The following is a 24301-nucleotide window of genomic DNA, read 5'->3' as shown; positions in this document are numbered from 1 at the left end:
GAAAATGGAGCGATCGTGAATTTCCGGGGGCGCAGCACTCTCACGGCCTATCAGCAGGACATCTGGGCGGCGAATTCTCTCTTCCCCGACCTCCCGCAGTTCAACTGTTTCATCGCCAACCGGTTCACCGGCGAGGTTGACGTCGATCTGCTCAAGGAGTGCCTACGCCGTGCGGTCGACCGCAATGATGCGTTCCGGCTCCGGATCGACCCCGAGGACGGGACTCCGCGCCAGTGGGCCGAGCACGAGACGTTCGACATTCCGACGATCGACCTGTCCGGAGCTGCCGAGCCGCGTGCGGCCTGTGAGGCGTGGATCAAGGATGCGTTCGACGTCGCGTTCGAGGTGGAACGCCGTCCGTTGTTCACGATCGCGGTGCTCAAAGAGAGCGAGGGCACCGTCCACGCCTACGTCAAGGTGCATCACATCGTTGCGGACGCCTGGGGCCTTCACCTGTTCATGTCCCAGGTACGCGCCGAGTACGACCAGGTGCGGCGGACCGGGAAGTTCGACGACCGGCCCGTGCCGTCCTACCTGGACTTCGCCGAGGACGAGCGTCGCTACCGGGATTCGGCCGGCCACGAGGAGGACCGCGAATTCTTCCAGGAGCAGTTGAAGGGCGTCGCACCGGCCTTCTTCCGCCGCACCGCACCGGCCGGGTCCCGCGGGAGCGCCCGCCACAGCTTCCTGATCGAGCGCTCTCTCATCGACCGCATACGTGAACGCGGGCATTCGGTCTTCGCATTCGTCGCGAGTGCCTTCTCCGTCTACCTCTCCCGGATCCACGGCAGCGACGAGGTCGTTCTGGGCGTACCGCTGCTGAACCGGCCCACCGACACACAGAAGCAGACCGTCGGGCACTTCGCCAACACGTTGCCGCTGCGGGTGAAACCGCGCAACGACCTCGCGATGAGCGAACTGGTAGCAGAAGTGCAGGCTGCCACACGAGCACTCAAACCCCACGAGCGATTCTCACTGGGTGACCTGTTGCGTGCGGTTCCACTCCAGGACAGTGGCCGCAAGCGGCTGTTCGACACCACCATCGCCTACCTGCGCTGGCCGAGCCCGGTCGGTGTACAGGGCGTGGCGTATGAAACCGTCGTGCAGGCTCGTGCCCACGACGATGACGTACTGGCGGTCGTCGTGAACGAGTTGGACGACGTCAGTGACGTCCTGGTCGACATGGACTACGCCGTCGACGTCTTCGACGCGGACTTCCCCATCGAGTCGGTGGCCACCCACCTGGAGGCGATCCTCAAGGGCGCTCTCGACCGGCCGGACCGTCCGCTGTCGGAGATATCCATGGTCGACGACGCGGCGCGCGCCGCCCTGGTCGCAGTGGGCAGCGGTCCGGTGACCGACTACACGCGGGACTCCACGGTCCACGCACTCTTCGAGAAGCAGGCGGCCAGGACGCCCGACGCGGTGGCCGTCATGGCGGAGAATCCCGCCGATTCGCTCACCTTCGCCCAGTTGGACGCCTGGGCGAATCACATTGCTCACCAGCTGCGCGGCGACGGTGTGGCCACCGGCGACCGAGTGGCCGTGGCGGTCGAGCGCGGCCCGCAGCTGGTCGTTGCGGTGCTGGGGGCGCTCAAGGCGGGCGCCGCGTACGTACCGGTCGACCCGAGCCATCCCGTGGAGCGGGTCAGGTTCCTGCTGACCGACAGCGGGGCCAAGTCCGTGCTGCTGGGCACCACCGTGTCCGAGGACGTGGTGGGCGACACCGTACCCGTGCGCCGTGTGGAAGCCGCCCCGGGCACGGAACCCGCTCCGCTCGTGCCCGCCGGCGGCCCGCACGATCTCGCATACGTCATCTACACCTCGGGGTCCACAGGACGGCCCAAGGGCGTGCAGGTCGAACACCGTTCCGTGGTGAACCGGCTGGAGTGGATGCAGCGCGGCTATCCGGTCGGCTCCGGCGACGTTCTGCTCCAGAAGACACCGGCGACCTTCGACGTCTCGGTGTGGGAGCTGTTCTGGTGGTCGATCACCGGTGCCGGACTCGCACTCCTCCCGCCCCGGGGCGAACGCGATCCCGGCGCCATCCTCACGACGATGCAGGCGCACCGGGTGAGCGTGGCCCACTTCGTGCCCTCGATGCTCGGTCCCTTCCTCGATCTGCTCGAAGAGACCCCGGCGCTGCTCGACAAGATCGCCTCCCTGCGCCTGGTCTTCTGCAGTGGTGAGGCGCTGACGCCCGCCCACGTGAACCGGTTCCACCAGGTCTTCGCGGCGGCCGGCACCACGGCACCACAGCTCGTCAACCTCTACGGCCCGACCGAGGGCACGGTCGACGTCACGTACTACGACTGCCCGTCGGACCCGGCCGAAGAACTACGGCGCATACCCATCGGACGGCCGATCGACAACATCCGGCTCTACGTGGTCGGGGCGCACGGGGACCTTCAACCCGCAGGCGCTCCGGGCGAGTTGTTCATCTCGGGCGTCTGTGTGGCACGCGGCTACCTGGGCCGGCCCGAGCTGGACACCGCGGCGTTCGTCGACGACCCGTTCACCCCGGGCGAGCGGATGTACCGTACCGGGGACCGCGCGCGATGGCTCGCGGACGGCACCCTCGAATACCTGGGCAGGCTCGACGACCAGGTCAAGATCCGCGGAAACCGGGTGGAACTCGGCGAGGTCCGCAACCGTCTGGCGGCCCTGCCCGGCGTCAGGGACGCGATCGTGGTGGACCGGACCACGCCCGCCCGAGGCGTCCACCTGGTGGGCTACTACGTGGCGGACGACGAAATGCAGGCCACCGATCTTCGGTCCCAACTCCTCGACGTCCTGCCGGAGTTCATGGTCCCCGCATTCTTCGTGCGGATTGACTCGATACCCCTCACGGCGAACGGCAAGGCCGACCGCGGAAGACTGCCCGCCCCCGCCGCCGAAGTGGACGCCAAGGCCGCAGCACCAGCCAACGAGATCCAGGCGAAGATCGCGGCGGCCTGGTCGGTGGTGCTGGAAACCGACGAGATCGGCGTCGACCAGGACTACTACTCCCTGGGCGGCGACTCGATCCTGATGCTCCGCATCCAGGCCGAGGCACGCCGCGCGGGCGTCCATTTCACGCTGGCCGACATGGTCCGCAACCCCACCGTGGCGGCGCTCGCCGCGCTCGCCACCACCTCATCACCGGACGTGCGGGAAACGCCACTTGAGCCGTTCGCGCTGGTGTCCGGAGTCGACCGCGCACGACTGGCCGGCCTGGCGGACGCCTACCCGGCGACCCGGCTGCACCTCGGCCTGCTCTACCACAGCCGGGAGCACGAGAGGACGGCCGTGTACCACGACGTCTTCCGCTACTCCCTCAAAACGGCCTGGAACGAAGAGGCGCTGCGCAGTGCCTTCGACAACCTGGTCCGACGCCACCCTGTGATGCGCTCCGCGTTCGACCTCGGCGGATTCTCCGAACCCCTGCAACTCGTTCACCGGGAGGCCGTCGGCGGGCTGGAGATCGCAGATCTGCGGAACCTCGGTGACCAGGAGGCGCAGGCCGAGATCGCCCGGCACATCGAGGAACGGAGGTACCACGAGTACCGGTTGGACCGACCGCCGCTCTACCTCTTCCGCGCGCACGTCCTGAACGACGCCGTGGAGCTGGTGTTCAGCTTCCACCACGCGATCCTGGACGGCTGGAGCGTGGCCACCCTCGTTCGCGAACTGCTCCAGGACTTCCTCCACCACTCCGGCCGTCCTGTCGTGGCCGTCCCGTCCGGACAACTGCCCTCTCCCGCCCTCTACGTACGCGAGGAACGGCGGGCCCTCGCCTCCGACGAGACCAAGCGGTACTGGCAACGGCTGCTCATCGGCGCCGAACTGGTCCAGATCGACGGACTGAGGCCCTACGAGCCCGCAGGCGGTGAGGGTGTCATCCACCACCAGGCGGAACTGCCGGACGGCCTCGGCGCGGAGCTGCGCCACCTGGCACGCGCCCACGGCCTGCCCGTCAAATCCCTGCTGCTCGCTGCCCATTGCCTGACCCTGCGGCTGTTCTCCGACACGCAGGACATCACCACCGGTCTCGTCACCGGCGGGCGGCCGGAGGAGGCCGACGCCGAGAGGATCACCGGGCTCTTCCTCGAGACGCTGCCGCTGCGCCTCGACACCCAGCCGCGCAGCTGGATCGACTCGGCGCGCGAGGTCTACCAGCAGGAGCAGGACAGCCATCCCCACCGGCACTACCCGCTCAGCGCGATCCAGGAGGACCGCGGTGGCGACGTCATCTTCGAGTCGGCCTTCAACTACGTCAACCCGCACGTCCTCAGCTCGTTCTTCGAGGGCACCGACATGGAGCTGACCGACTTCAGGACGTGGGAGGAGACGAACTTCAAGATCCTCGTCAACGCGGTCATCGACCCGGTGGACGAACGCCTCTGGCTGCGCATGGACTGCGACGGGCGCACCTTCTCCGCGGCACAGGTGGAGAGCATCGGCCGGACGTACCTGGCCATCCTCCGACGGATGACCGAACGCCCCGCCGAATCCGCCGACTTCGCCTTCCTGTGCGTCCCGCCGACCGAGGCGGTACTGCGGAGCGGCGCCGAGCCCGGTACCGCCGGCGAGCCTCCCAAGAACGTCGTACGGCGCATCGGCGAGCACGTCGCAGCCACCCCGGACGCGATCGCCGTCTCCTGCGGAACACGGCAGTGGACATACGCACAGCTCGACGAGGCGGCGATTCGAATCGCCCACGGCCTGATCGGCGCCGGAGTACGGCCCGGATCGACCGTCGGCATCGCCATGGACCGCTCTCCCGAGACACTGGCCACCGTCCTGGGCGTCGGGAAGGCAGGCGCCACCTGCGTCCCGCTCGACGTCAGCTATCCGTCGGCCCGGCTCGCGACGATGGTCGCGCAGGCCGATCCGGTACGAATCCTCACGCACGAGGCACACGCGCACCTCTTTGAGGAGTCCTCCCGGCTGTTGTACGTCGCCGACCTGCTCGCCGCTGAGCCGGCACCAGGGGGCGAGCCGGAACTGCCGGACATCACCGGCGAGGCCGTCGCCTACCTGCTCTTCACCTCCGGATCCAGCGGCGAACCCAAGGGAGTCGAACTCCCGCACCGCGTGCTCGCCAACTACATGGAGTGGCAGATCCCCTCGGCCAGCGGAGCGGCCGGAGGCAAGACCCTCCAGTTCGCACCGCTCAGCTTCGACGTGGCGTTCCAGGAGATCTACTCCACGCTGTGCGGCGGCGGCACCCTGCAGCTGCTCGCCGAGGACGAGCGAAAGGACATGCCCGCCCTGCTGCGGCTTCTGGACCGCGAGGAGGTGGAGCGGGTCTTCATGCCCTACGTCGCGCTCCAGCAGCTCGCAGAGACGTCCCAGGCGCTGGGCATCCGCCCCGCTGCCCTGCGGGTGGTCATCTCCTCCGGAGAGCAGCTGAGGATCACCGACGAGATCCGCCAGTTCTGTGCGGCGCGGCCGGACACGGTCCTGGAGAATCAGTACGGACCCACCGAGACCCACCTGCTGACCCATCACACGATGACCGGTGACCCGGCCCTCTTCCCCGACCTGCCGCCCGTCGGCGTGCCCGTGGACGGCATCGAGCTGCACCTGCTCGACGGCCTGATGCGACCGGTGCCGCCGGGCGCGAAGGGCGAGATCTACGTCGGAGGGGTGTGCCTGGCCCACGGCTACCGCAACCGCCCCGACCTGACCGAGCAGCGGTTCGTACCGGACCCGTCCGGTGAGCCGGGCGCCCGTCTGTACCGCACGGGCGACCTGGCCAGGGTCATGCCCGACGGCAACCTCGTCTGGCTCGGCCGCGTCGACTCCCAGGTGAAGGTGCGCGGCTTCCGGGTCGAGCTGGCCGAGGTGGAACTCGCGATCGCCAAGCTCGCCGAGGAGGAGGCCGCGTCCGGTATCCGCGAGGCGGCGGTGGTGTCCCGGCGCCGGGAGAGCGGCGACGCGTTCCTCGCGGCGTTCCTCGTCGGCGACGCCGACGTCGTGGACCTGGACGAGGTGCGCAGCCGACTGCGCGCGGTGCTGCCGGACTACATGATGCCCTCGCACCTGGAGTGGCTGGCGAGCCTGCCCCTGACGCCCAGCGGCAAGCGGGACGACGCGCTGCTGCGCCGCATGCCGCTGGCCACGCCGTCGTCGGACGCCACCCCGCCCGCCGACGAGCACGAGAAGGCACTGGTGGGCGTCCTGGCGGAACTGCTGGAACTGCCGACGGTGGGCGTGCGGGACAACTTCTTCGACATCGGAGGCACCTCACTGACCGCGATGCGGCTGGTGATGACGATCGAGAAGCGCTACGGCGTCAACGTCCCGCTCTCTGCGTTCGTCGCCGCCCCGACCGTCGCCGGTCTGGCACAGCACCTGCGGGGCAGCGGCTCCGCGGCCCGGTTCGACCCGGTCGTGCCGATCCGCACCGTGGGCGACAAGCCGCCGCTGTTCCTGGTCCACCCGCTGGGCGGCCATGTGCTGTGCTACGTACGCCTCGCCCGTCACCTGCCGCAGGACCAGCCGGTCTACGCGCTCCAGGCGTCGGGGACCGTGGCGGGCACCGAGCCCCTCAGCTCGATCCCCGAGATGGCGGCGGGCTACCTGGAAGCCGTGCGGCGCGTGTGCCCCGAAGGGCCCTACATGATCGGAGGGTGGTCCTTCGGCGGCTTCATCGCCTTCGAGATGGCGCGACAGCTGCGGCGCAGCGACCCGGACGCCCTGCACGGCACCGTGCTGATCGACCCGATCGCCGTCAAGCAGGGGGAGCGGCCCGACGTCGCCGACCACTCGCTGCTGGAATGGTTCTTCTGGGAGCTGCTGTGGATGGAGCGCGGCGGCACCGCACCGGTGGTCTCTCTGCCGGACGGCCTGGAGGAGGAGGCGAAGTTCGACTTCATCGTCGAACACGCCACACAGGCGGGCGTCCTGCCGGCGGGCAGCTCACGCGCCACCGTGCGTCGCCTGTTCGAGATGTTCAGGGCGCACTGGCAGGCGATCCTCACCTACCAGCCCGAACCGGTCGACGGGGACGTGGTGCTGCTCCGTGCGACCTCGGAACTGCCGGAGATCCTCCAGCCGATGCACGGGGCCGCGCAGAGCCTGCACACGGACCCCACCAACGGCTGGGGCGACCTGACCACGGGACGGCTCCAGGTGGTCGACGTCCCCGGTGACCACCTGGTGCTCCTGGAGGAACCGCACGTGAACGTCGTCGCCGAGAAGGTGGCTGAGGCGATGACGGCCGGCCAACCGGGCCGGAGGCGGCCGTCGAAGAGGAGTGGGAAATGACGCAGCACCCCCCGCGCAAGGCCCTTGTCGTCGGAGCGGGCATCGGCGGCCTCGCAGCCGCCGCCACACTGCGCCGCGCAGGCGTCGAGGTGCAGGTCTTCGAGCGGGCTCCCGAACTGCGCCCGGGCACCACGGCGGTGTCGTTGATGTGCAACGCCGTTCTGGCGCTGCGCACCCTCGACATCGACATCGCTCCGGGGCTCGACAAGCGTGGCGAGGTCTTCGACGAGCTCAAGTTCCTCACCCGGCGCGGCCGTCCGATCAGGGCCCTTCCGTTTAGTGAGGTCTCGGACCGGCTGGGGGCCTCGAACTACGCCGTACACCGGGCCGACCTCCAGCAGACGCTGCTGGACGCGCTCGGGGACGAGAGCGTCATCGAATTCGGTGCCACGGCAGCCGGGTTCGTCAGCGGCGAGGACGGGGTCGAAGTCACCTTCGAGGACGGCAGGACCGCCTCGGGCGACTTCCTGATCGGGGCGGACGGCTTCAACTCGGCGATTCGCAGGCAGGTGGCGGGCGCCGACGAACCGCGGCCCGGCAACTACGCGTGCTGGCTGGCCACGGTGCCCTTCACGCACCCGCGGATGAGCAAGGGCTACGCAGCGCACTACTGGGGGCGTGGACAGCGTTTCGGCCTCGCCGACATCGGCCGTGGCCGCGCCTACTGGTGGGCGACGAAGAACGTGCCTCCGGGCGCCTCCGGACACCTGCGGCGCGGCAAGGAAGGGCTCGTGGGCCTCTTCGCGGGCTGGGCCGACGAAGTGCGGGAGGCGATCCGCACCACCCCCGAGGAATCGATCGTCCGCATCACCGCCCAGGACCGCCCGTTCCTCCAGCGGTGGGGCACCGGGCGCACGACCCTGCTCGGCGACGCGGCGCACCCGATGCTCGTGAGTCTGGGCCAAGGGGCGGCGCTGGCCATCGAGGACGCCGTCGTCCTCGCCCAGCACCTGCGCGCGACAGCGGACCCGGTCGCGGCGCTGCGCGGCTACGAGGACGAGCGCAGGCCGCGGACGGAGGGACTGGTCGCCGCGGCCCGTGCGTTGAGCGAGACCGAGCAGCTGCAGGGCCTCTTTCCCGCCCTGACCCGCGACCTCTACTTTCGGTTCGTACCGCTGTCCAAGCTCACCAGCCAGAACGAAGCGGTCCTCACCTGGCCCCCACTGGGCTGACCACACCCCATGACGGCTGATGGCCGACCCGCGGGTGGGCATACACGTGCCCACCCGCGGCCGCACCGGTATCCCCACTCTTCGTAGGGGCACGTCATGGATCTGTCCCATCCGCTGTTCACCCTTGACCCGTTCGCCGCCGACGCCCGAGCGGAAGCCAAGCGGTTGCTTGGGGCCGGACCTGTCGTACCGGTCGACGTGGTCGGTGTGCCCGACGAGCAGCACGCCCCGCTGCACTCCCTGTGCCAGGCGCTCTTCGACACCACCGAACAGCCGATGGAGGTGACCGCCACTGAGGAGGCGCTCTGCCGCTTCATGGCCGAACCGGCCGCGAGCAAGGCCGCCGATCCTGGCGACGACCTCACCTCCGTGCTGGTCGAGCAGCACACCAGCGGTTCCATCACCCACGACTAACTCGTCGACACCCTCATTCTGGTGCTGACCGCCGGACACCAGACGACCATCAACTTCTTCACCAACTCCCTCCTCGCTCTCATGACCCACCCCGAGCAACTGGCGCGGGTGCGCGCCGGCGAGCCGATTAATGATGTCGTACGTGTCTCCGGGGCATGACCCCGCCCAACACGGTTCGCTTGCCACGTCGTTCGACGTCGCGCGTGACACCCGTCACCTGTCCTTCGGGCGCGGCCCCCACTTCTGTGTGGTGGCCCGCCTTGAGGCGCACATGGCGCTCCCGGCGTTCTTCGACCGCTTCGACCTCGTCCCTGGGGACCGCACGGTACTCGCGACCCTGAACAGCACGCGCGCGGACGCACGCCCCGCATCCTGGTTCTGCCTGATATGTGCAGGTGGTTCCTGCGGCCCTCACTCCTGGGGGCCAAGGGGGCGCAGGTTCAAATCCTGTCGTCCCGACACGAAGGAGTCGTAGTCGAAGGCCGCATCGGAATCATTCCGATGCGGCCTTTCGCCGTTTCCGGGGCGGTTCTGATCCCCCGCTCATCGGGAACCCCCGCCGTGCGGAGTGGCGTTGACGGTCCGGGGGCATCCACACCCTCGGCCGCGGTTGCCCGCGGCCCGTTCACAGGATGAGTGAAGCAACGGGGCCGGGTCCGCCGCGACTGGTGCGTCACACGGAAAACCACCATTGGGCAGAGCCATCTCTGGAGGATCAAACAAGAGGTATATCGGCCAGCTCGCCTTGCATCTACGATGCAGATACTCATATTCACCTGGTGAATGCGAGAACCGGTGCCAGCGGCCCGGCACCCGCACCAAGGAGCCACTCATGCACGTCGAAGACCTCCTGCGTCTCGAATCCCTCGACCTGGAACTGCTCTGGGGCGAGGAGAAGCAGCTCGTCCGGGAGATCACCGGGGTGACCGCCACCGACCTGGAGGACCCGACCCGCTTCCTGCGGCCGGGCGAGGTCGTTCTGAGCGGTCTGGTGTGGTGGAGCCCCGGGGGCGGGACGGAGAAAATCAGCCGTTTCGTCTCGGCGCTGGCGACCGCGGGCGCGGCGGCCCTGCTGGCCGGCGAGGAGACGCACGGGGCAGTGCCCGACGAGCTGACCCGGTCGTGCCGCGAGTACGGCATCCCGCTTCTCGCCGTGCCCTCGCGCACCAACTTCCGCGCCATCACCGAGGCCGTCTATCTGCGCCAGTGGGGCGACCTCAGCAGGCGGCCCACCTCACACCGCTACGCCCTGCCCGAGAACGTCCGCAGCGAGCTCAGCGACCTCGTCCGGGCGGGCGCGGAACCCGACGTCCTGCTCGACCGCGCGCTCGCCCACCTCGGCACCCCGGACTGCTACGTACTGACACCGACCGGGCGCACCGTCGCGCGCACCCCCAAGGCCCCCGAGATCCCCGCACAGCGGGCCCGGGAGCTGCTGCGCCGCGCACCCGACGGGCTCACCCTGCGGATAGACACCGACAGTTCGGCGTACGACAGCTGGCACCTGCACCTCGCCGATGCGGCCACCGCCCCGCCCCGCCTCCTGCACGAGACGGCCGACGTGTTCGCCGACCACAGGTACGGCCGGGACCGGGCGCGGAAGGAGGCCCGGCGCAGGGCCGGTGACCTGGTCCGGCTCATCGACGCGCGGACCGCCGATCCCTCCTCGCTGCGAGCCGCGCTCACCGCCTGCGGGCTGTCCCACGACGGCCCGTTCCGCGTCGTCACCGCCGCCGCGAGGACCGACGCTGACCAGGACGTGGCGGCGGACGCCCTCGCCGAGGCGCTGCGCCACACTCCGGACCGGCCGTTCGCCCTCGGCCGGCTCCCGCACGGCGAGGCGGTGGCCGTGGTCCAGGGCGGCCCCGAACCGGCCGCGGAACTGGGGGAGTTGTGGCCGGTGGTGCAAGCCTGCGCGCCCCTCGTCCCGCTGCACGGCGGCATCGGCGCCGAGGTCACCTCGCCGGACCGGCTCAACTCCAGCCTGACCGGCGCCCGTTACGCCCTCGCCACCGCACGCTCGAAGGCGCCCGACGGGGCGAGGCTCGGCTCCGTAGCGGACCTCACCACGCTGGAGGGGCTGCTCGCCGGCATCCCCGCCGACGTCCGGGCGGCCTACCACGACCGCGTCCTGGGGCCCCTGGCCGACGACGACAACGCCTCCTCGCAGATGCTCCGGGAGACCCTGGAGTCCTTCCTCGCGCACAACGGATCCTGGGCGCGCACCGCCGAGGCCCTGCACCTGCACGTCAACACCGTCCACTACCGCATCCAGCGCATCGAGGTCCTCACCGGCCGCGACCTCTCCCGCCTGGAGCACAAGCTCGACCTGTACGCCGCGCTGCGCTGCCGCTGAATCAGGTGGGCGGGGCGTCATGGATCGTGGCTGTATGGGTAGAGAGAGCCTGTTCGTGAGGTGGGCGCGGCCCGAGTGGGAAGGGGCACAAGATGGTGCTGCTGGCAGCCGGGGCGCTGGAGCCGAGTGGGCAGGGCTGGCTCCAGGCCGGTGAGTTCGGCCTGGCGTTCCTGCTCTCCGCGGCCATCGGCCTGGAGCGGGAGATCCGCCAGAAGGCCGCGGGGCTGCGGACGTACACGACGGTCGGCGTCGGAGCGGCCCTGTTCACGCTGGTCAGCAAGTACGGCTTCGCCGACGTCCTGCACGCCGGGACCATCGAGCTCGACCCGTCCCGTGTGACGGCGCAGATCGTGTCGGGGGTCGGCTTCATCGGCGCCGGGGTCATCTTCGTGCACCGGGGCTCCGTCCAGGGCCTCACCACGGCGGCCACGATCTGGCTGACGGCGGCCGTGGGCGCCGCCGCGGCCGCGGGCCTGCCACTGCTCTCGATCCTGGCGACCGCCGCGTACTTCGTCGCCGCCTACGTGGTCCGCCCGATGGTCCACCGGCTGCCCGCGATGCGGTCCGTGGCGTCGACCTTCCGGATAGCGTACGAGCAGCGGTCCGGTCTGCTTCAAGAGCTCATGGAGCAGTGCGAGCGGGCCGGGTTCACCGTCGCGGGGCTCCAGATGCTGAGGGTGGGCGGCGCCGGGGACACGGCGGAGGTGCTGATCTCGGCGGTGGGCCGCGCCGACCCGACCGTCCTGACCGCCCGGTTCGCCGATGTGGCCGGTGTCGTGGCGTGCACGCGCGGCGGCAACGAGGACGAGTGAGAGCGCGCCCCGGCCTCAGGCCGTACAGGCCAGGTCGACGGGTGCCGTCCTCCTGGGCTTACGGGTGGCGAGGAATCCGAGGACCACGGCGACCGTGATGGCGACGATGTGCTCGCGGCCCGCCAGGTTCGGCTTCTCGAAGGATCTGATCACGGTCGGGGTGACCGCGAAGAAGAACAGCACGGGCGCCCGCTTCACCGTGGCGACATGGGCGAAGAGGCCCACGACCGCGGCCGACGCGCCGGTGTCGACGACATGGGCCGCCTCCGGCGGCAGCCCCCACCAACCGGGCCCCACGGCGATCATGACCCGGGCGCTGATCGTGCCCGCGAGCGAGACGGCGTACGCCACCACCAGCGTCCGCCGGAGCCCCAGCACCAGCTGGGCCAGCGCGAACCCGAGGAACAGCACGGGGATGCCCGGCAGGGCCGGCATGTCGCGGGCGGGGACGAACAGCGAGAGCGGCGTGCGCAGCAGCACGAGCGGGATCGGGATGTCGCCCCGGACGTGCGAGGTGAGCCGCACCAGTACGGCGCCGGTGCGGTACTGGTCCACCGCGTGCAGCGAGAGCACCGCGGCGGACGCCAGGATCGCGATGAGGACGCTGGACAGGCCGCGCCGCACGAGCTCGCGCACGGGCTCGGCGACGATGGAGCGGAATTCGCGGAGCAGATTCCGTCCGAGGAAACGTACGAAGCTCTTGAGACTGCGTTCGGCTCGGCCGAGCGTTCGCGGCGCCGGGGCGGCGACGGGTCGCCTAATTCCGGCGAGCGCCGGTTTTGGCCCCGCGGCCCGCACCCGGGCTTCCGTGTCCCCGCTCACCTTCAACCCCCAGACCGCTCCGGCCAGGGACTCCCCACCGACCTCCGGTCGATCCTGCCATGGGACGCACGTGGGTCGGGGGCCGCCCCCGGACCTGTTCGATCATGGGTGCGGCGCTTTCCCGCGGGCGTATACACACGCCCATACTGGCGTAAACCTGCACACCCGACTCAAATCGATAATCAGGCCACTCGATGGGGTGAAAGGCGTATTAGGCATAACCCCTCCGGTCTCTCCGGCGTTGATGGCGGTGCGGGCGAGTGGCCCGCGACAACCTCCGGAAGGCAGGAAACCAATGAGACGGGTCGCCATGAAAGGCCTGGTCACGGCGGTGGCCGCGGGCGGTGTGCTGGCAGCGACCGGCTACGCCTACGCGGACTCCAACGCCGACGGCAGCGCTGACTCCTCCCCGGGCGTGCTGGCGGGCAACTCCGTGCAGCTTCCGGTGAACGTCCCGGTCAACGTGTGCGGGAACACCGTCGACGTGCTCGGACTGCTCAACCCCAGCGCGGGCAACACGTGCGCCAACGTCTCGGGCGCCCACCACGGCGCCAAGGCGGGTTCCGCGCACTCCGGCAACACCGGCGGAGCTTCCGCCTCCGGGCGAGGAAAGGATTCACCCGGGGTGCTCGCGGGCAACGGCCTCCAGCTCCCTGTTGATCTCCCCGTCAACATCTCCGGGAACTCGGTCAGCGTCGTCGGCGCGCTGAACCCGGCCGTCGGCAACACCTCGGTGAACCGCTCCACGCCGGTTCACCACCATCCGGCGGCTCCTCCCGCGCTCCCGGGGCCCGCACCGGTTCGGGCCGCTCCCGCGACGCCTGTGGCTCAGGGGTCCGAACTGGCCCACACCGGCGCCGACGGCATCGGCCTCGCGATCCCCGCCTCGGCCGCGCTGCTACTGGGCGGCGGAGTGCTCTACCGACGCTTCCGCGGCGCCACGCGCTGACGCACCGGTAGCAGCCCGTGGCCCCGGCATCGATGCCGGGGCCACGGCCGTGCCGGGTGACGGCTAGGAGTGCGCGGGCGGGCAGTCGACCCGGATGTCCGGCGTGCCGTAGGTGTCGCTCGTGGAGAACAGGCCGCTGCCGTACTCGTAGTAGAGGTACGAGGAGAAGCCCAGGGTGCGCCCGCAGGCGGAGTCCGCGGCGATGCGGTACGTCAGGGTCACCGTGCGGCTCGCCCCGGGGGCCAGTGGGACCCCGTAGTTGAGGCCCAGTTTGGCGGCGTCCTTGCAGTCGGCGCCCGCCGTCTCGCAGGAGACCAGTGCGTACTTGAGGCCCGCCTGGCTGCTGGTGTCCCAGGTCGGCTGGATCGACTGGTAGACGAACCGGATCTCGGTCGACTGCGTGTTGGTGAGCGTCATCGTCAGGTCCACGGTGGAGCCGGGAAGGACCGCGTCCCTGTCGGTGCTGAACGTCAGATCGGCCGTGTCGGCGTTCGCCGGGGTGTCCACGCTGAACAACAGGGCGCCGGCGCATGTGAGGACCGCGGCGAGGCCGAGACCTACGAGGCGTTTCGTGTTCATGGCCCCGCAGACTAGAAGCCTCCGGGCCCGCCGTCGCCCACATCCTCGGCGTACGGCTCGAAACGGCCGTGCCCGGCGGCCCGGTGGAACGGGTTGTGCCCAGGCGGGTTCCCGCACTACAGGGCGGGGATCGCGGCGGCCCCTGCTGGGCCGTGCGCCGCTGTGCCGGGTCCGGGGGAGCCCGGCGGAAACGGCGTGCTCCGCACTCGGGGCCGTGGCGCGAAATTCCTTGTCCCGAGCGGCAGTTGACGGCTGAGAGCGGGAACTTGCGTGACGGTCCCGCGCGTTGGGAAGTCAAGCGGTGAACCGGCTTCGCACGAGCCGGCAACGCGACCGCATTGGGGGCGGATGACGTCATGGAGCAGACGGCCTGGCGATTCTCGGACGACCGCGGACAGATGTCGGCGGCGCCGGCACCTCCGTCCCGGGTGGTGGCCTACATACAGGCCGGCGCAACACTGGAGGACCTGGGGATACGCCCCGTCGCGGTGTTCGGGTCCTTCCACGACGGCGCGGAACCCGACCCGGCGAAGTCCGGCGCGCTGCCGCTGAACGAGGTCGGCTACCTGGGCGCGGGAGCGGACCTCGACGTGGAAGCGCTGCTCGCCCCGGGGCCGGACCTCGTCGTTGCCGTCAGCTACGGCGGCGGCCAGGTGTACGGGCTCGACCCCGAGACGGCCAAGCACCTGGAGGAGCGGGTCCCGGTGGCCGTCCTGGACGTGGGCCAGGCGCACACGCCGACGCGCATACGGAGCCGATTCGCCGACCTGGCACGGTCGTTGGGGGCTCCGGAGGAGAACGGCGACGCGCTGCTCGCCGCCGAGGACCGGCTGCGTGCCGCCGCCGCGCGAACGCCCCGGCCGTGTGTCCTCGCGCTCTCCCCGGCGAGTGCGTCCGAGGTCCACCTGGCGCGCCCACAGGCCTGGCCCGAGCTGCGGGCCCTGGCGCAGTACGGCGTGGATCTCGTCGAACCGGGAGCGGGAGCGGGCGCCAACTGGTGCACGACCGGATGGCCGACGGCGGCCGAACTGCGGCCCGACATAGCCCTCGTGGACGTCCGGTCGAACGCGGCCCCGCTCGACGAGCTGCGGTCCGACGCGGCGTGGCGCGCCCTGGAGAACGGGTCCCGCATCCTGGCCTGGAACCCCGAATCGCCGTGCAGCGCCCGCGCCCACGCGGCTTTTTTCGGCCAGGTGGCGGACGCACTGGAAAAGAGTGTGAAGACGCCGGGGAAGGGCTCCCGTGTGCCCCTCGACCCGTTCGGGGCGGACATAGCCGCCGAGAGCGCCCGGCTGCGCGCGCTCGGGCCGATCGTTCCGGTCACCCTGCCGGGCGGGATCCCCGCCTGGGCGCCCACCGGCTACGACACTCTCAAGACGCTGATCCTCGACCCCCGGGTCAGCAAGGACCCGCGCCGCCACTGGGCGCTCTTTCCGGAGCTGGGCCAACACCCCGAGTGGGGCTGGATCCTGGGCTGGGTCGGCGTGATCAACATGCTGTCCACCTACGGGCCCGACCACACCCGGCTGCGCAAACTCGTCGCCCCCAGCTTCACGGCGCGGCGTACCGAGGCGATGCGCGGCAGGGTCGAGACGATCACCGCCGAACTCCTCGACGCCCTCGGCGAAGCCGCCGCGTCCGGCGGGCCCGTCGACCTCAAGTCGGGCTACGCCCACCCCCTGCCGATGCGCCTCATCTGCGAACTCTTCGGCGTTCCGGACCACTTGACCGAGTCCACCGGTGCGCTGATCGCCGCCATCATGGACACCTCCGACCCGACCCAGCAGCACGCCGCGTTCGTGCAGGAGCAGATCGCCACCGTGCTCCCCGCCCTCGTCGCGTACAAGACCGAGCGGCCCGGCGACGACATGACGACCGAGCTCATCAAGGTGCGCAACGAGGACGGTGACCGGCTCAGCGCCGAGGAACTCCTCCATACGCTGCTCGTGGTCATCGGCGCCGGTTTCGAGACCACGGTCAACCTCATCGGCAACGCCGTCGTCGCGCTCCTCGACGACCCCGGGCAGCTCGCCGCCGTCCGCTCGGGCGCGATCGGCTGGGACGCCGTCGTCGACGAGACGCTGCGCGTCCACCCTTCGATCGCCAACCTCCCGCTGCGGTTCGCGATCAGCGACATCACCGTCGACGGCGTCACCGTCCCGGCGGGCGACGCGATCATCACCACGTACGCGGCCGCGGGCCTCGACCCGGCGCACTACGGCGCCGAAGCGGACTCCTTCGACGCGGCCCGCGGCGCCGACGACCACCTCGCCTTCGGCATCGGTGTGCACCGCTGCATCGGCGCCCCGCTCGCCCGGATGGAAGCCCTCACTGCCCTCCCGGCCCTCTTCGACCGCTTCCCGAACCTGCAACTCGCCGTAAAGACAGCAGAGTTGAAACAAGTCCCGTCCTTCATCGCCTTCGGCTGGCAGGAGATACCGGTGCGCCTCCGGCAGTAGCTCAGCGCACCGCGACGGGAGACGAGGCGCCCGCAGCGGACAGCTGGGGCGCGCCGTTGCCGTCGGCCGGCACGGTCCACACGTCGCTCGCTCGTCCTGCCCGGCCGGGCAGCGCGTAGGCGACCGTACGGTCGTCGAGCCAGACCGCCTGGTCGTCGACGCTGTGCCGCTCGGCCAGAGGGTGTTCGTTCAGCGTGGCGAGATCGAGGACGTACAGCCGCCAGGGTGCGGCGGGGTCGTCCGAGACCTTCTTCTTGAAGGCGATACGGGTGTTGTCGGGGGAGAGGGAGGGGCATTCGGCGTTCTCCCGCAGGGACTTGGCGGACCAGGCCGCCATGTTCCCCTCCACGAGATACGTCCGCCCCTTCGTCGAGACAGTCGCGTAGAACCCGTTGTCGTCGCGCGCGAACGTCACGCCCCAGTAGTTGACGTCGGGCGCGTGATATCGGGCTCCTCCGAGCGTGAGCGGAATCTCCTCCATCGACTTGATCAGATAGCCGGTCCGCAGGTCCAGGATCGACGTGCGGGTGGAGAAGGCCGTGGTGGCGTACGAGTCGCCGACCGCGAACACGGTCCACGAGAGCATCCGCCCCGAAGCGGACACCCGGGCCCGGTTCGGGATGCCGGGCACGGCGATCCGGCGCACCTCGCGCAACCGCCGGTCGAGGATGACGGCGTACGCACGCGGCGGCACCCCGGGCTCCCGTCGAAGGCACACCGCGGTGTCCCCGGCGGCGTAGAACCGTTCGCACTCCGGGCCGCCGCCGGTGCGGGCGCCCCGCGGCGCGCCGAGCGGCTGGCGGGCGATGCGCCCGGTGGCCGTGTCCCGGAAGTAGAGGCCCGGGCCCTCCAAGGTGAACGAGCCGTCGGCGGCGGCCTGTCGGGGGCCTCGGTGCGCCGAGTGCAGTACATAGCCGAGCGAGCCGGTGGCGAGCAGCAGGACGGCGGCGACCACGACGGCGAGTTTCGCGCGGGGGCTCATGAGGTGGGCCTTTCCGGATCGGGGGTCGGGCTGCCCGGCAGGAGTGCCCGGCCGCCCGCGAGGGACACGAGCAGCGCGACGGCCGCCATCCACAGCGCGGGGCCCGGCCCCCACGCCGTCCAGGCGGTACCGAACCCCGCCGTGCCGAGGAGCCGGGTCAGCGCCTGAGCGGTCTGGAGCAGGGCGAGCCCGCCGGCCCGGCCGCCGTCCGGCAGGCTCGGCGCGGCCAGCGCCATGAGCACGCCGTCGGTCGCCGCGTAGAAGACCCCGAGCAGGATCAGCACGGGCACGACGATCGTGAGGGCGGCTCCGCCGGACGGCGCGAGCAGCAGCGTGTACACGCCGAGCAGCGCGACATGGCCGCACAGGAACGGCAGCCGCCGCCCGACCCGGTCCGCGATGCGGCCCGCCGGGACGGCAAGCAGCAGGTAGGCCGCCGCGGACCCGAGGGGAAGCAGCGGGAACCAGCCGACCGGGATGTCGAGCCCGCGCTGCAGGAGCAGATAGACGAAGGAGTCCCCGACGGTGGCGGCGCCGAGCAGGGCCGCGGCGCACAGAATCCGGCGGAAGGCGGCGCTGCGCAAGGCTCCAAGTGGCTTGATTCGTTGGGGAGTTGATGACTCCGTCGGCGCGGCCCGGGCCGGTACGTACAGGACGAGCAGGAGCACGCCGAGCAGGCCCGTGCAGAAGCTGACGACGAACACCACGTCGTAGGCGTCCGCCGTCGCCCACAGCAGGGCGAACGCGGCGAGCGGGCCGAGCAGCGCGCCCGTGGTGTCCATGGCGCGGTGCACGCCGAAGGCCCGGCCGAGCAGGTGTGGCGGGCTGCTCAGGGTGATCAGCGCGTCGCGGGGGGCGGTGCGGATGCCCTTGCCGACCCGGTCGACGGCGAGCGCCGCCGCGATCTGGCCGGTCGCGCCGCCCGCGAGGAGCAGGCCGAGGCGGGAACAGGCGGAGAGGGCGTAGCCGAGGCCTGCGACGCGTTTGTGGCGCCCGCCGCGGTCGGCGGCGTGTCCGCCGAGCAGGCGCACGACGGCCGCCGCACCGTTGAACAGGCCGTCCAGGAAGCCGAATTGGAGGGGTGAGAGGCCGAGGCCGACCACGAGGTAGAGCGGCAGGACCGCCGTGACCATCTCGGACGAGACGTCGGTGACGAGGCTGACCGTGCCGAGCGCGAGGACGGTGGCGGGGACGCGCCGCCCGGGCCCGCCGGTGGCGGACGGGGGCGGCGCGTCCCGGCGACCGGTGGTCGCCAGATACATCAGTGGCAGGTGTAGTTCGGTGCGGAGTCCTTGATCTGGCCGTCGGTGCCGACGTAACTCCAGGTGTAGCCCGCGTCGTTGAAGTCGAGCTTCAGCACGCCGTACTGGCCGCTGATCCGCTTCTGGCTGTTGGGCTGGACCTGTTCGATGGGGTACGGCTCGGCGCCGCCCATGCCGCCGACGATCTCCACGATGCCGTCGGCGGTCGCCTTCCCGTCCGGGTTCTGCGGGGCGAAACGCTCGTAGTGGTGGTCGTGGCCGTTGAGGACGAGGTCGGCCTTCGCGTCGTAAAGGATCTTCCAGACGGGCTTGCTGACCGGGTCGTTGCCGTGTCCGCCCGACGAGTACAGCGGGTGGTGCCAGTACGCGGCGATGCAGCCCTTGCCGTTGCGGGCGAGGTCGGACTTGAGCCAGTCGATCTGGGCCTTCTGGTCGAAGGAGTTGGAGTCCAGGGCGATGAAGTGCCAGTTGCCCTCGTCGTAGCTGTAGTAGCTCTTGCCCTGCGGGTAGGCGATGGCACCGAAGTACTCCTGGTAGCCGGACAGGGTGCCCGCCGGGTCGTACGTCTCGTGGTTGCCGGGCACCGGGTGGGTCTTCGCCTTGAAGGCGCCCCACGTCTTGTCGTAGTAGGCGCGGAAGTCGGCGATGCGGGCGTCGTCGTACTGGTTGTCGCCCATCGTCAGGTAGAACCGCGGATTGATCTTCTGGGCGAGGGCCGCCGTCTTGGGGTGGGCGCAGGCGCTGTCGGACGCCGTGCACTGCGCGGCGATGTCGCCGGCGGCGACCACGGTGAAGGCGCCGGTCGGCGGTGTGGTGCCGCCGAGGGTGCCGTACACCGCGAAGTCGTACAGCGAGTAGCCGTAGGAGGTGCCGCGGGCCGTGGCGTACACGCGAACGTAGCGGCCCTTGCCGGACAGGCCGGTCCAGTCGTCCGCGCCGCCGTTCCCGGCGGTCTCGGCGGCGAGGGCGGTCCAGGTGGTGCCGTCGGCGGAGATCTCCACGCGGTACGCCTTCGCGTACGCGGCCTCCCAGGTGAGGGCGACTCTGGTGACGTCGGCGGTGGCGCCGAGGTCGACCTGGATCCACTGCGGGTCCTTGCCTTCGGTGCTGGCCCAGCGCGTGGTGGCCGAGCCGTCGACCGCGTTCTGCGGACCGAGCGCCGAGCTCTCGACGGACGAGGCGGTCGCCGGTCTGTCGCGGGAGATCAGGGGGTCGGCGGCGGCTCCGGCCCGGTCGGGCCACGTGAGCAGCAGGCCGGCGACGAGCACGAGGACGCCGACGAGTGCGAGGCCCACGGTGGGGCGGCGCGGCGGCGAGAAAGGTGGAGCGGAGGCGTTCAGGCGCATACCTGGACTCCCTGCCTTCGGGGTGGCGAGAGCTGGACACCGGAGCTCGCGACGCCGCCCGCCCTTGTGGAGGGGGCAGGGGGCGGCGTCGCGACGGCCGGATCAGAGCTCTCGCTGAGCGCGTCATGCCCACGGGGGAGTTCGGGCACCGCGCCAAGCCGCCGCGGGAATCCTATAGGACAGGAAAGTTTCCTACCAGTCCTCCAACGGGCTTGTCGGCAAAGGGACATGGGGAAGGCATGGCCCCTCGCGGCGAGGCGGTTCATGCTGCGGGGAGGGGACTCAACGGTGGGCGGCGCCGGCAGGGCGAGCTCCCGCGTGCGGGGAGGCCAGGGTCCGCCACTGCTGGCTCCCTGAGACACCTGTGCGCCGCGGCACGTTCTCTGTGACAGTTCGCAACACGAGTATCTAGATTGGCCGTTGACGCAGCGCCGTACCTCCAGGAGACGCCACCGTGACCGAGAACCCCGCCCCCTCGTCGACGCCCGACCATGTGCGCGACCGCATCAACACCGCACAGCCGCACACCGCCCGGATCTGGAACTACTGGCTCGGCGGCAAGGACAACTACCCCGTCGACCGCGAGGTCGGCGACCAGATCAGATCGCTCCACCCGGGCATCGGCGACTACGCCCTGGCCGACCGGCTGTTCCTCGGGCGGGCCGTGCGTCATCTGGTGGCCGACCGGGGGGTGCGCCAGTTCCTCGACATCGGCACCGGACTGCCCACCGCCGACAACACCCACGAGGTCGCCCAGCGGATCGCGCCCGACGCCCGGATCGTCTACGTCGACAACGACCCGCTGGTGCTCGCGCACGCCCGCGCCCTGCTGACCAGCACCCCCGAAGGGCGCACCGACTACCTCGACGCCGACCTGCGGGACACCGCCGGCATCCTGGAACACGCGGCGAAGACCCTCGACCTGAGCAAGCCGGTCGCCCTCATGCTGCTCGGCGTCGTCATCTTCATCCCCGACGAGGCCGAGGCGCGCGGGCTCGTACGCGACCTGATGAAGGAACTCGCCCCGGGCAGCTACCTCGTGCTCTCGCACACCATCACCAGCCCGGCGATGCCCGACGTCGACGCCGCGGTGGCGTTCTGGAACGAGCACGGCACGCCGAAGCTGACGCAGCGAACCCCGGAGCGAGTGGCCCGGTTCTTCGACGGACTCGACGTGATCGAACCCGGCGTGGTGTCGTGCTCGCGCTGGCGCCCGGAGGCGGGCGACACGCTCCCCGACGAGGTGGCGATGTACGGCGGCGTCGGTCACAAGCGCTGACGCGGCCACCCGCCGCCGCGGTCACGGGCGGGGCTTCCCCTGCGTGGGCGCCCCGCCGGTGTGCAGACTGCCGACGAGCGCGAACAGCTCGGCCTCGTTGCCCGCGAGCCCGGCCCGCGCCAGCGCGTCGTCCGCCTCGGCGATGACCCCTTCGAGGGCGAGCGGGCCGAGCGGCCGGTCCGAAGGCGAGTCGAGGGCGGCGCGCACGGTACTCAACAGGCGCAGATAGGCCTGGGCGGCGGAGCGTTCATGGGACGTCATCAGGGCGGTGGCGGTCATCGGCAGCCTTCCCTCGGCAGTACGGGCTCACCGTTCACGATGCCGTACGCCACTGACAATCGACCGTCACGGCCCGCTGACGCGCGGCCGATCGCCGCTCAGAGTCCCTGTCCGATCCGGACGGAATTCAGACACAGGCTCTCAACCCACCAGCCGCAGCGCCGTGTCCGAGACGCCGAGGCTCACCGACTGGCCCCACGTCAGGTCCAGCGCATCGCTCTCCATGCCGTCCCCGAACGCGACCAGGCGGTCGGACTCCACAGTGATCCGGAGCCGCTCGGAGCGGGACAATTCGCCGTCCACCAGTGAGGTCCCGGTCACCGGTGAGGGCCACGCCTCGCGTACGAACCACACGAGGCGGGCATCCGCCCGGGCCGGCAGCGCCGGGGCGTTCGCGCGCTGCCGCCACAGCGAGCGCAGCCAGCCGGTGGCCCCCGTGCCCGTGCCGACCAGGACGCCGGAGGAGGCCTGCGCCTCGGTGGCCGCGGCCGGGTCGTCGGGACCGATGCGGTAGCGGGCACTCTGGTGGCCCGGTGCGCCGAGGTAGATCTCGTTGAGCGCGAGCAGGCGCTGGCGGTCGTCGGTGAGCGCCTCCACCATGGTGAGCTCCTCGACCGCGCAGCCGCGCGAGGCCGCCGCGGGCAGCAGCGCCGCGGCGGCTGACGAACGGTGGCGCACCAGAACACCCGGATTGCGCCCCGGCTGGGGGTCGATGCCGATCACCGGTTGCCCCGACAGGTACTTGGCGGCGTTGGCGACCAGACCGTCCTGACCGACCACCACGATCACGTCCTCCGGTGCGAACAGAAAGCGGTCGAGGTCGGCGCGCTCGACCCGGGCCTGGCGCCACTGCGGGGGAATCGCCACCGCCACGTCGGCCAGCGCCCGCAGCGCCCGATGGTGCCGCTCGGCCACCTCGCGGATGCTGCGGCCCCGCGAGGAGAGGAAGAAGTCGGCCTGGCCGTGGGTGCCGTGCCGGGCCAGCAACTCCTCGTACTCCGAGGCCCGGTGGACCAGGACCGCCCGCGGCGCCAGGCTCACGGCCGCTCACCCCGGCCGAGCCGGTCCAGGAGCGTGGTGAGCACGTCGGGGGAGAGGGTGAGGCTGTCGATCCGGGGCAGGTTCTCGGCCAGCCGGGTCGCGGCCAGGGCGTGCAGTGTCGCGGCGTCCGCCTCGCCGTGCACCTGGAGCCAGGCCGCCTGCGCCCCGGCCCTGGCCTCGCCCGACGCGCGGGCCGCCTCGGCCTCGGCCCGGGCGAGCCGCACCGTGCGGGCGGCCTCCGCCTCCGTGCGTACCGCGTCAGCCGCCGCCGCTTCCTCCGCCTCGCGCCGGGTGTTGGTGCCGCGCTGCTCCACCAACTGCTCCTCCCGGCGGGCCAGTTCGATGCGGCTGGCGAGCTCGTTCTCGGCGATGGTCCGCTCCCGCTCGACGGCCACGGCCCGCCGCTCGTACGTCGCCCGGTCCGCCTCCTGCTGGATCCGCTCGCGTGCCGGGGTCCGCAGTGCGCGCTCGACCTCGGGCTCGGGGCGGATCGCGACGACGCGGACCGCCACCACCTCGATGCCGGTCGCGGGCAGCCGCGGCTCCGCCGCGAGCCCGGCCGCGATCCGCTCCCGTACGGCGGCGACACCGTCGGCCAGGGCGGCCGCGAGCTCGGTGCGCGCGAGCACGTCGAGGGCGTGCTGCTGAGCCGTCTCGGTCAGCAGCGTCGACAACTGCTCCAGGGGGTCGCCGCGCCAGATCCCGGTGTCCGGATCGATGGAGAAGTCGAGCCGGTCGGCGGCGCTGCCCGGCTCGCTGATCCGGTACGTCACGGTCGCCTGCACCGTGACGTCCTGGAAGTCGGCGGTACGGGCGTGGAAGGCCATGGCCAGTTCCCGGTCGTTGACCGGCACTTCGGACAGGGCGGCGCTGAGCGGCTTGAACCAGAAGCTCAGGCCGACCCCGTCGTGGGCGGGCCGGCCGTTCCTGTGGTGCCGGATGTGCGAGGTGGGTGCGGAACGCAGATGGCGCCAGCCGAAGCGCCTGGAGATGTCGGCCATTCCGGAACCCCTTTCTTTTCGTCAGTTCGACGATAGATGCGGCACCTTCTTATCGTCAAGATGACGGGAACGGTTGAGCGGAGCGCCTTGTCTGGCGCGAGTCGAAGCGGGTGGGCGGCCGAGGCGTGAGTGGCGCCGTTCAAGCCATTTTCGAGCGGCCTGAGGACGCTGAGTTGATCGGTGATTACACGTGGTGACTGCGGGGTCAGTGTGAAGCGGCGGGCGGCTCAATTTGTATGGATATCGGGTTAATTCAGGGCTATCCGGTCTACACATCAGGGGTCCGTGGGATGA

General features: G+C 70.9%; 17 protein-coding genes. 9 read left to right on the top strand and 8 right to left on the bottom strand.

What is annotated here, in order from left to right; translation table 11 throughout:
* Positions 1-15: 15 nt before the first annotated feature.
* The 6 genes from ADK54_RS40935 (at position 16) to ADK54_RS40915 (ending at position 12008) form a co-directional block, all read left to right on the top strand.
* Positions 16-7254, top strand: coding sequence for an amino acid adenylation domain-containing protein (locus ADK54_RS40935; protein WP_053730946.1), 7239 nt, complete (start codon positions 16-18; stop codon positions 7252-7254).
* Positions 7251-8426, top strand: coding sequence for an FAD-dependent monooxygenase (locus tag ADK54_RS40930; RefSeq protein ID WP_053730945.1), 1176 nt, complete (start codon positions 7251-7253; stop codon positions 8424-8426). The genes ADK54_RS40935 and ADK54_RS40930 overlap by 4 nt, the downstream gene beginning before the upstream one ends.
* A gap of 96 nt (positions 8427-8522) precedes the next feature.
* Positions 8523-8840, top strand: coding sequence for a hypothetical protein (locus ADK54_RS40925; RefSeq protein WP_053730944.1), 318 nt, complete (start codon positions 8523-8525; stop codon positions 8838-8840).
* Between the two features lie 21 nt (positions 8841-8861).
* Positions 8862-8999: a hypothetical protein gene (locus tag ADK54_RS46535; RefSeq protein ID WP_159048044.1), complete on the top strand. Its 138-nt coding sequence runs from the start codon at positions 8862-8864 to the stop codon at positions 8997-8999.
* 673 nt (positions 9000-9672) lie between these two features.
* Positions 9673-11196 carry a helix-turn-helix domain-containing protein gene (locus ADK54_RS40920; protein WP_053730943.1) on the top strand — a complete coding sequence of 508 codons (1524 nt, stop codon included), beginning with the start codon at positions 9673-9675 and terminating at the stop codon, positions 11194-11196.
* Between the two features lie 92 nt (positions 11197-11288).
* Positions 11289-12008, top strand: coding sequence for an MgtC/SapB family protein (locus ADK54_RS40915; RefSeq protein ID WP_053730942.1), 720 nt, complete (start codon positions 11289-11291; stop codon positions 12006-12008).
* A 15-nt stretch (positions 12009-12023) separates the two neighbouring features.
* Here ADK54_RS40915 and ADK54_RS40910 read toward each other — a convergent pair whose 3' ends face one another.
* Entirely contained in the window at positions 12024-12830 is an 807-nt protein-coding gene (locus tag ADK54_RS40910) for a hypothetical protein (protein ID WP_159048043.1), read from the bottom strand.
* A gap of 295 nt (positions 12831-13125) precedes the next feature.
* Here ADK54_RS40910 and ADK54_RS40905 point away from each other — a divergent pair, with 295 nt between their 5' ends.
* On the top strand, positions 13126-13779 hold the full coding sequence (locus tag ADK54_RS40905; RefSeq protein WP_078967034.1) for a chaplin: 654 nt from the start codon (positions 13126-13128) through the stop codon (positions 13777-13779).
* Between the two features lie 63 nt (positions 13780-13842).
* On the opposite strand, the gene ADK54_RS40900 is transcribed toward ADK54_RS40905, so the two are convergent.
* Positions 13843-14358, bottom strand: coding sequence for a hypothetical protein (locus ADK54_RS40900; RefSeq protein WP_053730940.1), 516 nt, complete (start codon positions 14356-14358; stop codon positions 13843-13845).
* 1217 nt (positions 14359-15575) lie between these two features.
* Between ADK54_RS40900 and ADK54_RS40895 the strand changes: the two genes are divergently transcribed.
* Positions 15576-16817: a cytochrome P450 family protein gene (locus tag ADK54_RS40895; protein ID WP_053730994.1), complete on the top strand. Its 1242-nt coding sequence runs from the start codon at positions 15576-15578 to the stop codon at positions 16815-16817.
* A 1-nt stretch (position 16818) separates the two neighbouring features.
* On the opposite strand, the gene ADK54_RS40890 is transcribed toward ADK54_RS40895, so the two are convergent.
* From ADK54_RS40890 to ADK54_RS40880, 3 genes are read right to left on the bottom strand one after another with little or no spacing between them, the layout of a single operon-like run.
* The gene (locus ADK54_RS40890; protein ID WP_053730939.1) at positions 16819-17799 is read right to left on the bottom strand and encodes a TolB family protein; all 981 of its coding nucleotides are present in this window, start codon (positions 17797-17799) and stop codon (positions 16819-16821) included.
* A complete protein-coding gene (locus tag ADK54_RS40885; protein ID WP_053730938.1) occupies positions 17796-19061 on the bottom strand; it encodes an MFS transporter in 1266 nt (421 codons plus the stop codon). The genes ADK54_RS40890 and ADK54_RS40885 overlap by 4 nt, the downstream gene beginning before the upstream one ends.
* Positions 19061-20407, bottom strand: a complete 1347-nt coding sequence (locus ADK54_RS40880; protein ID WP_053730937.1) for a discoidin domain-containing protein — start codon at positions 20405-20407, stop codon at positions 19061-19063. The genes ADK54_RS40885 and ADK54_RS40880 overlap by 1 nt, the downstream gene beginning before the upstream one ends.
* 454 nt (positions 20408-20861) lie before the next feature.
* Between ADK54_RS40880 and ADK54_RS40875 the strand changes: the two genes are divergently transcribed.
* Positions 20862-21686: an SAM-dependent methyltransferase gene (locus tag ADK54_RS40875; protein ID WP_053730936.1), complete on the top strand. Its 825-nt coding sequence runs from the start codon at positions 20862-20864 to the stop codon at positions 21684-21686.
* 21 nt (positions 21687-21707) lie between these two features.
* Here ADK54_RS40875 and ADK54_RS40870 read toward each other — a convergent pair whose 3' ends face one another.
* The 3 genes from ADK54_RS40870 to ADK54_RS40860 all read right to left on the bottom strand — a co-directional run bounded on the left by ADK54_RS40870 (position 21708) and on the right by ADK54_RS40860 (position 24007).
* A complete protein-coding gene (locus tag ADK54_RS40870) occupies positions 21708-21965 on the bottom strand; it encodes a hypothetical protein (RefSeq protein ID WP_053730935.1) in 258 nt (85 codons plus the stop codon).
* Between the two features lie 141 nt (positions 21966-22106).
* A complete protein-coding gene (locus ADK54_RS40865; protein WP_053730934.1) occupies positions 22107-23006 on the bottom strand; it encodes an inorganic polyphosphate kinase in 900 nt (299 codons plus the stop codon).
* Positions 23003-24007 (bottom strand): SPFH domain-containing protein, encoded by a 1005-nt coding sequence (locus tag ADK54_RS40860; protein WP_053730933.1) that lies wholly within the window; start codon positions 24005-24007, stop codon positions 23003-23005. Before ADK54_RS40860 ends, ADK54_RS40865 begins: the two co-directional genes overlap by 4 nt.
* Between the last annotated feature and the right edge of the window lie 294 nt (positions 24008-24301).

Origin of the sequence: Streptomyces sp. WM6378, from assembly GCF_001279695.1 — a bacterium.
In the GTDB taxonomy this organism is placed as follows: domain Bacteria; phylum Actinomycetota; class Actinomycetes; order Streptomycetales; family Streptomycetaceae; genus Streptomyces.
The sequence above is the reverse complement of the archived record's forward strand: the minus strand, read 5'-3'. Positions and strand labels throughout refer to the sequence as shown.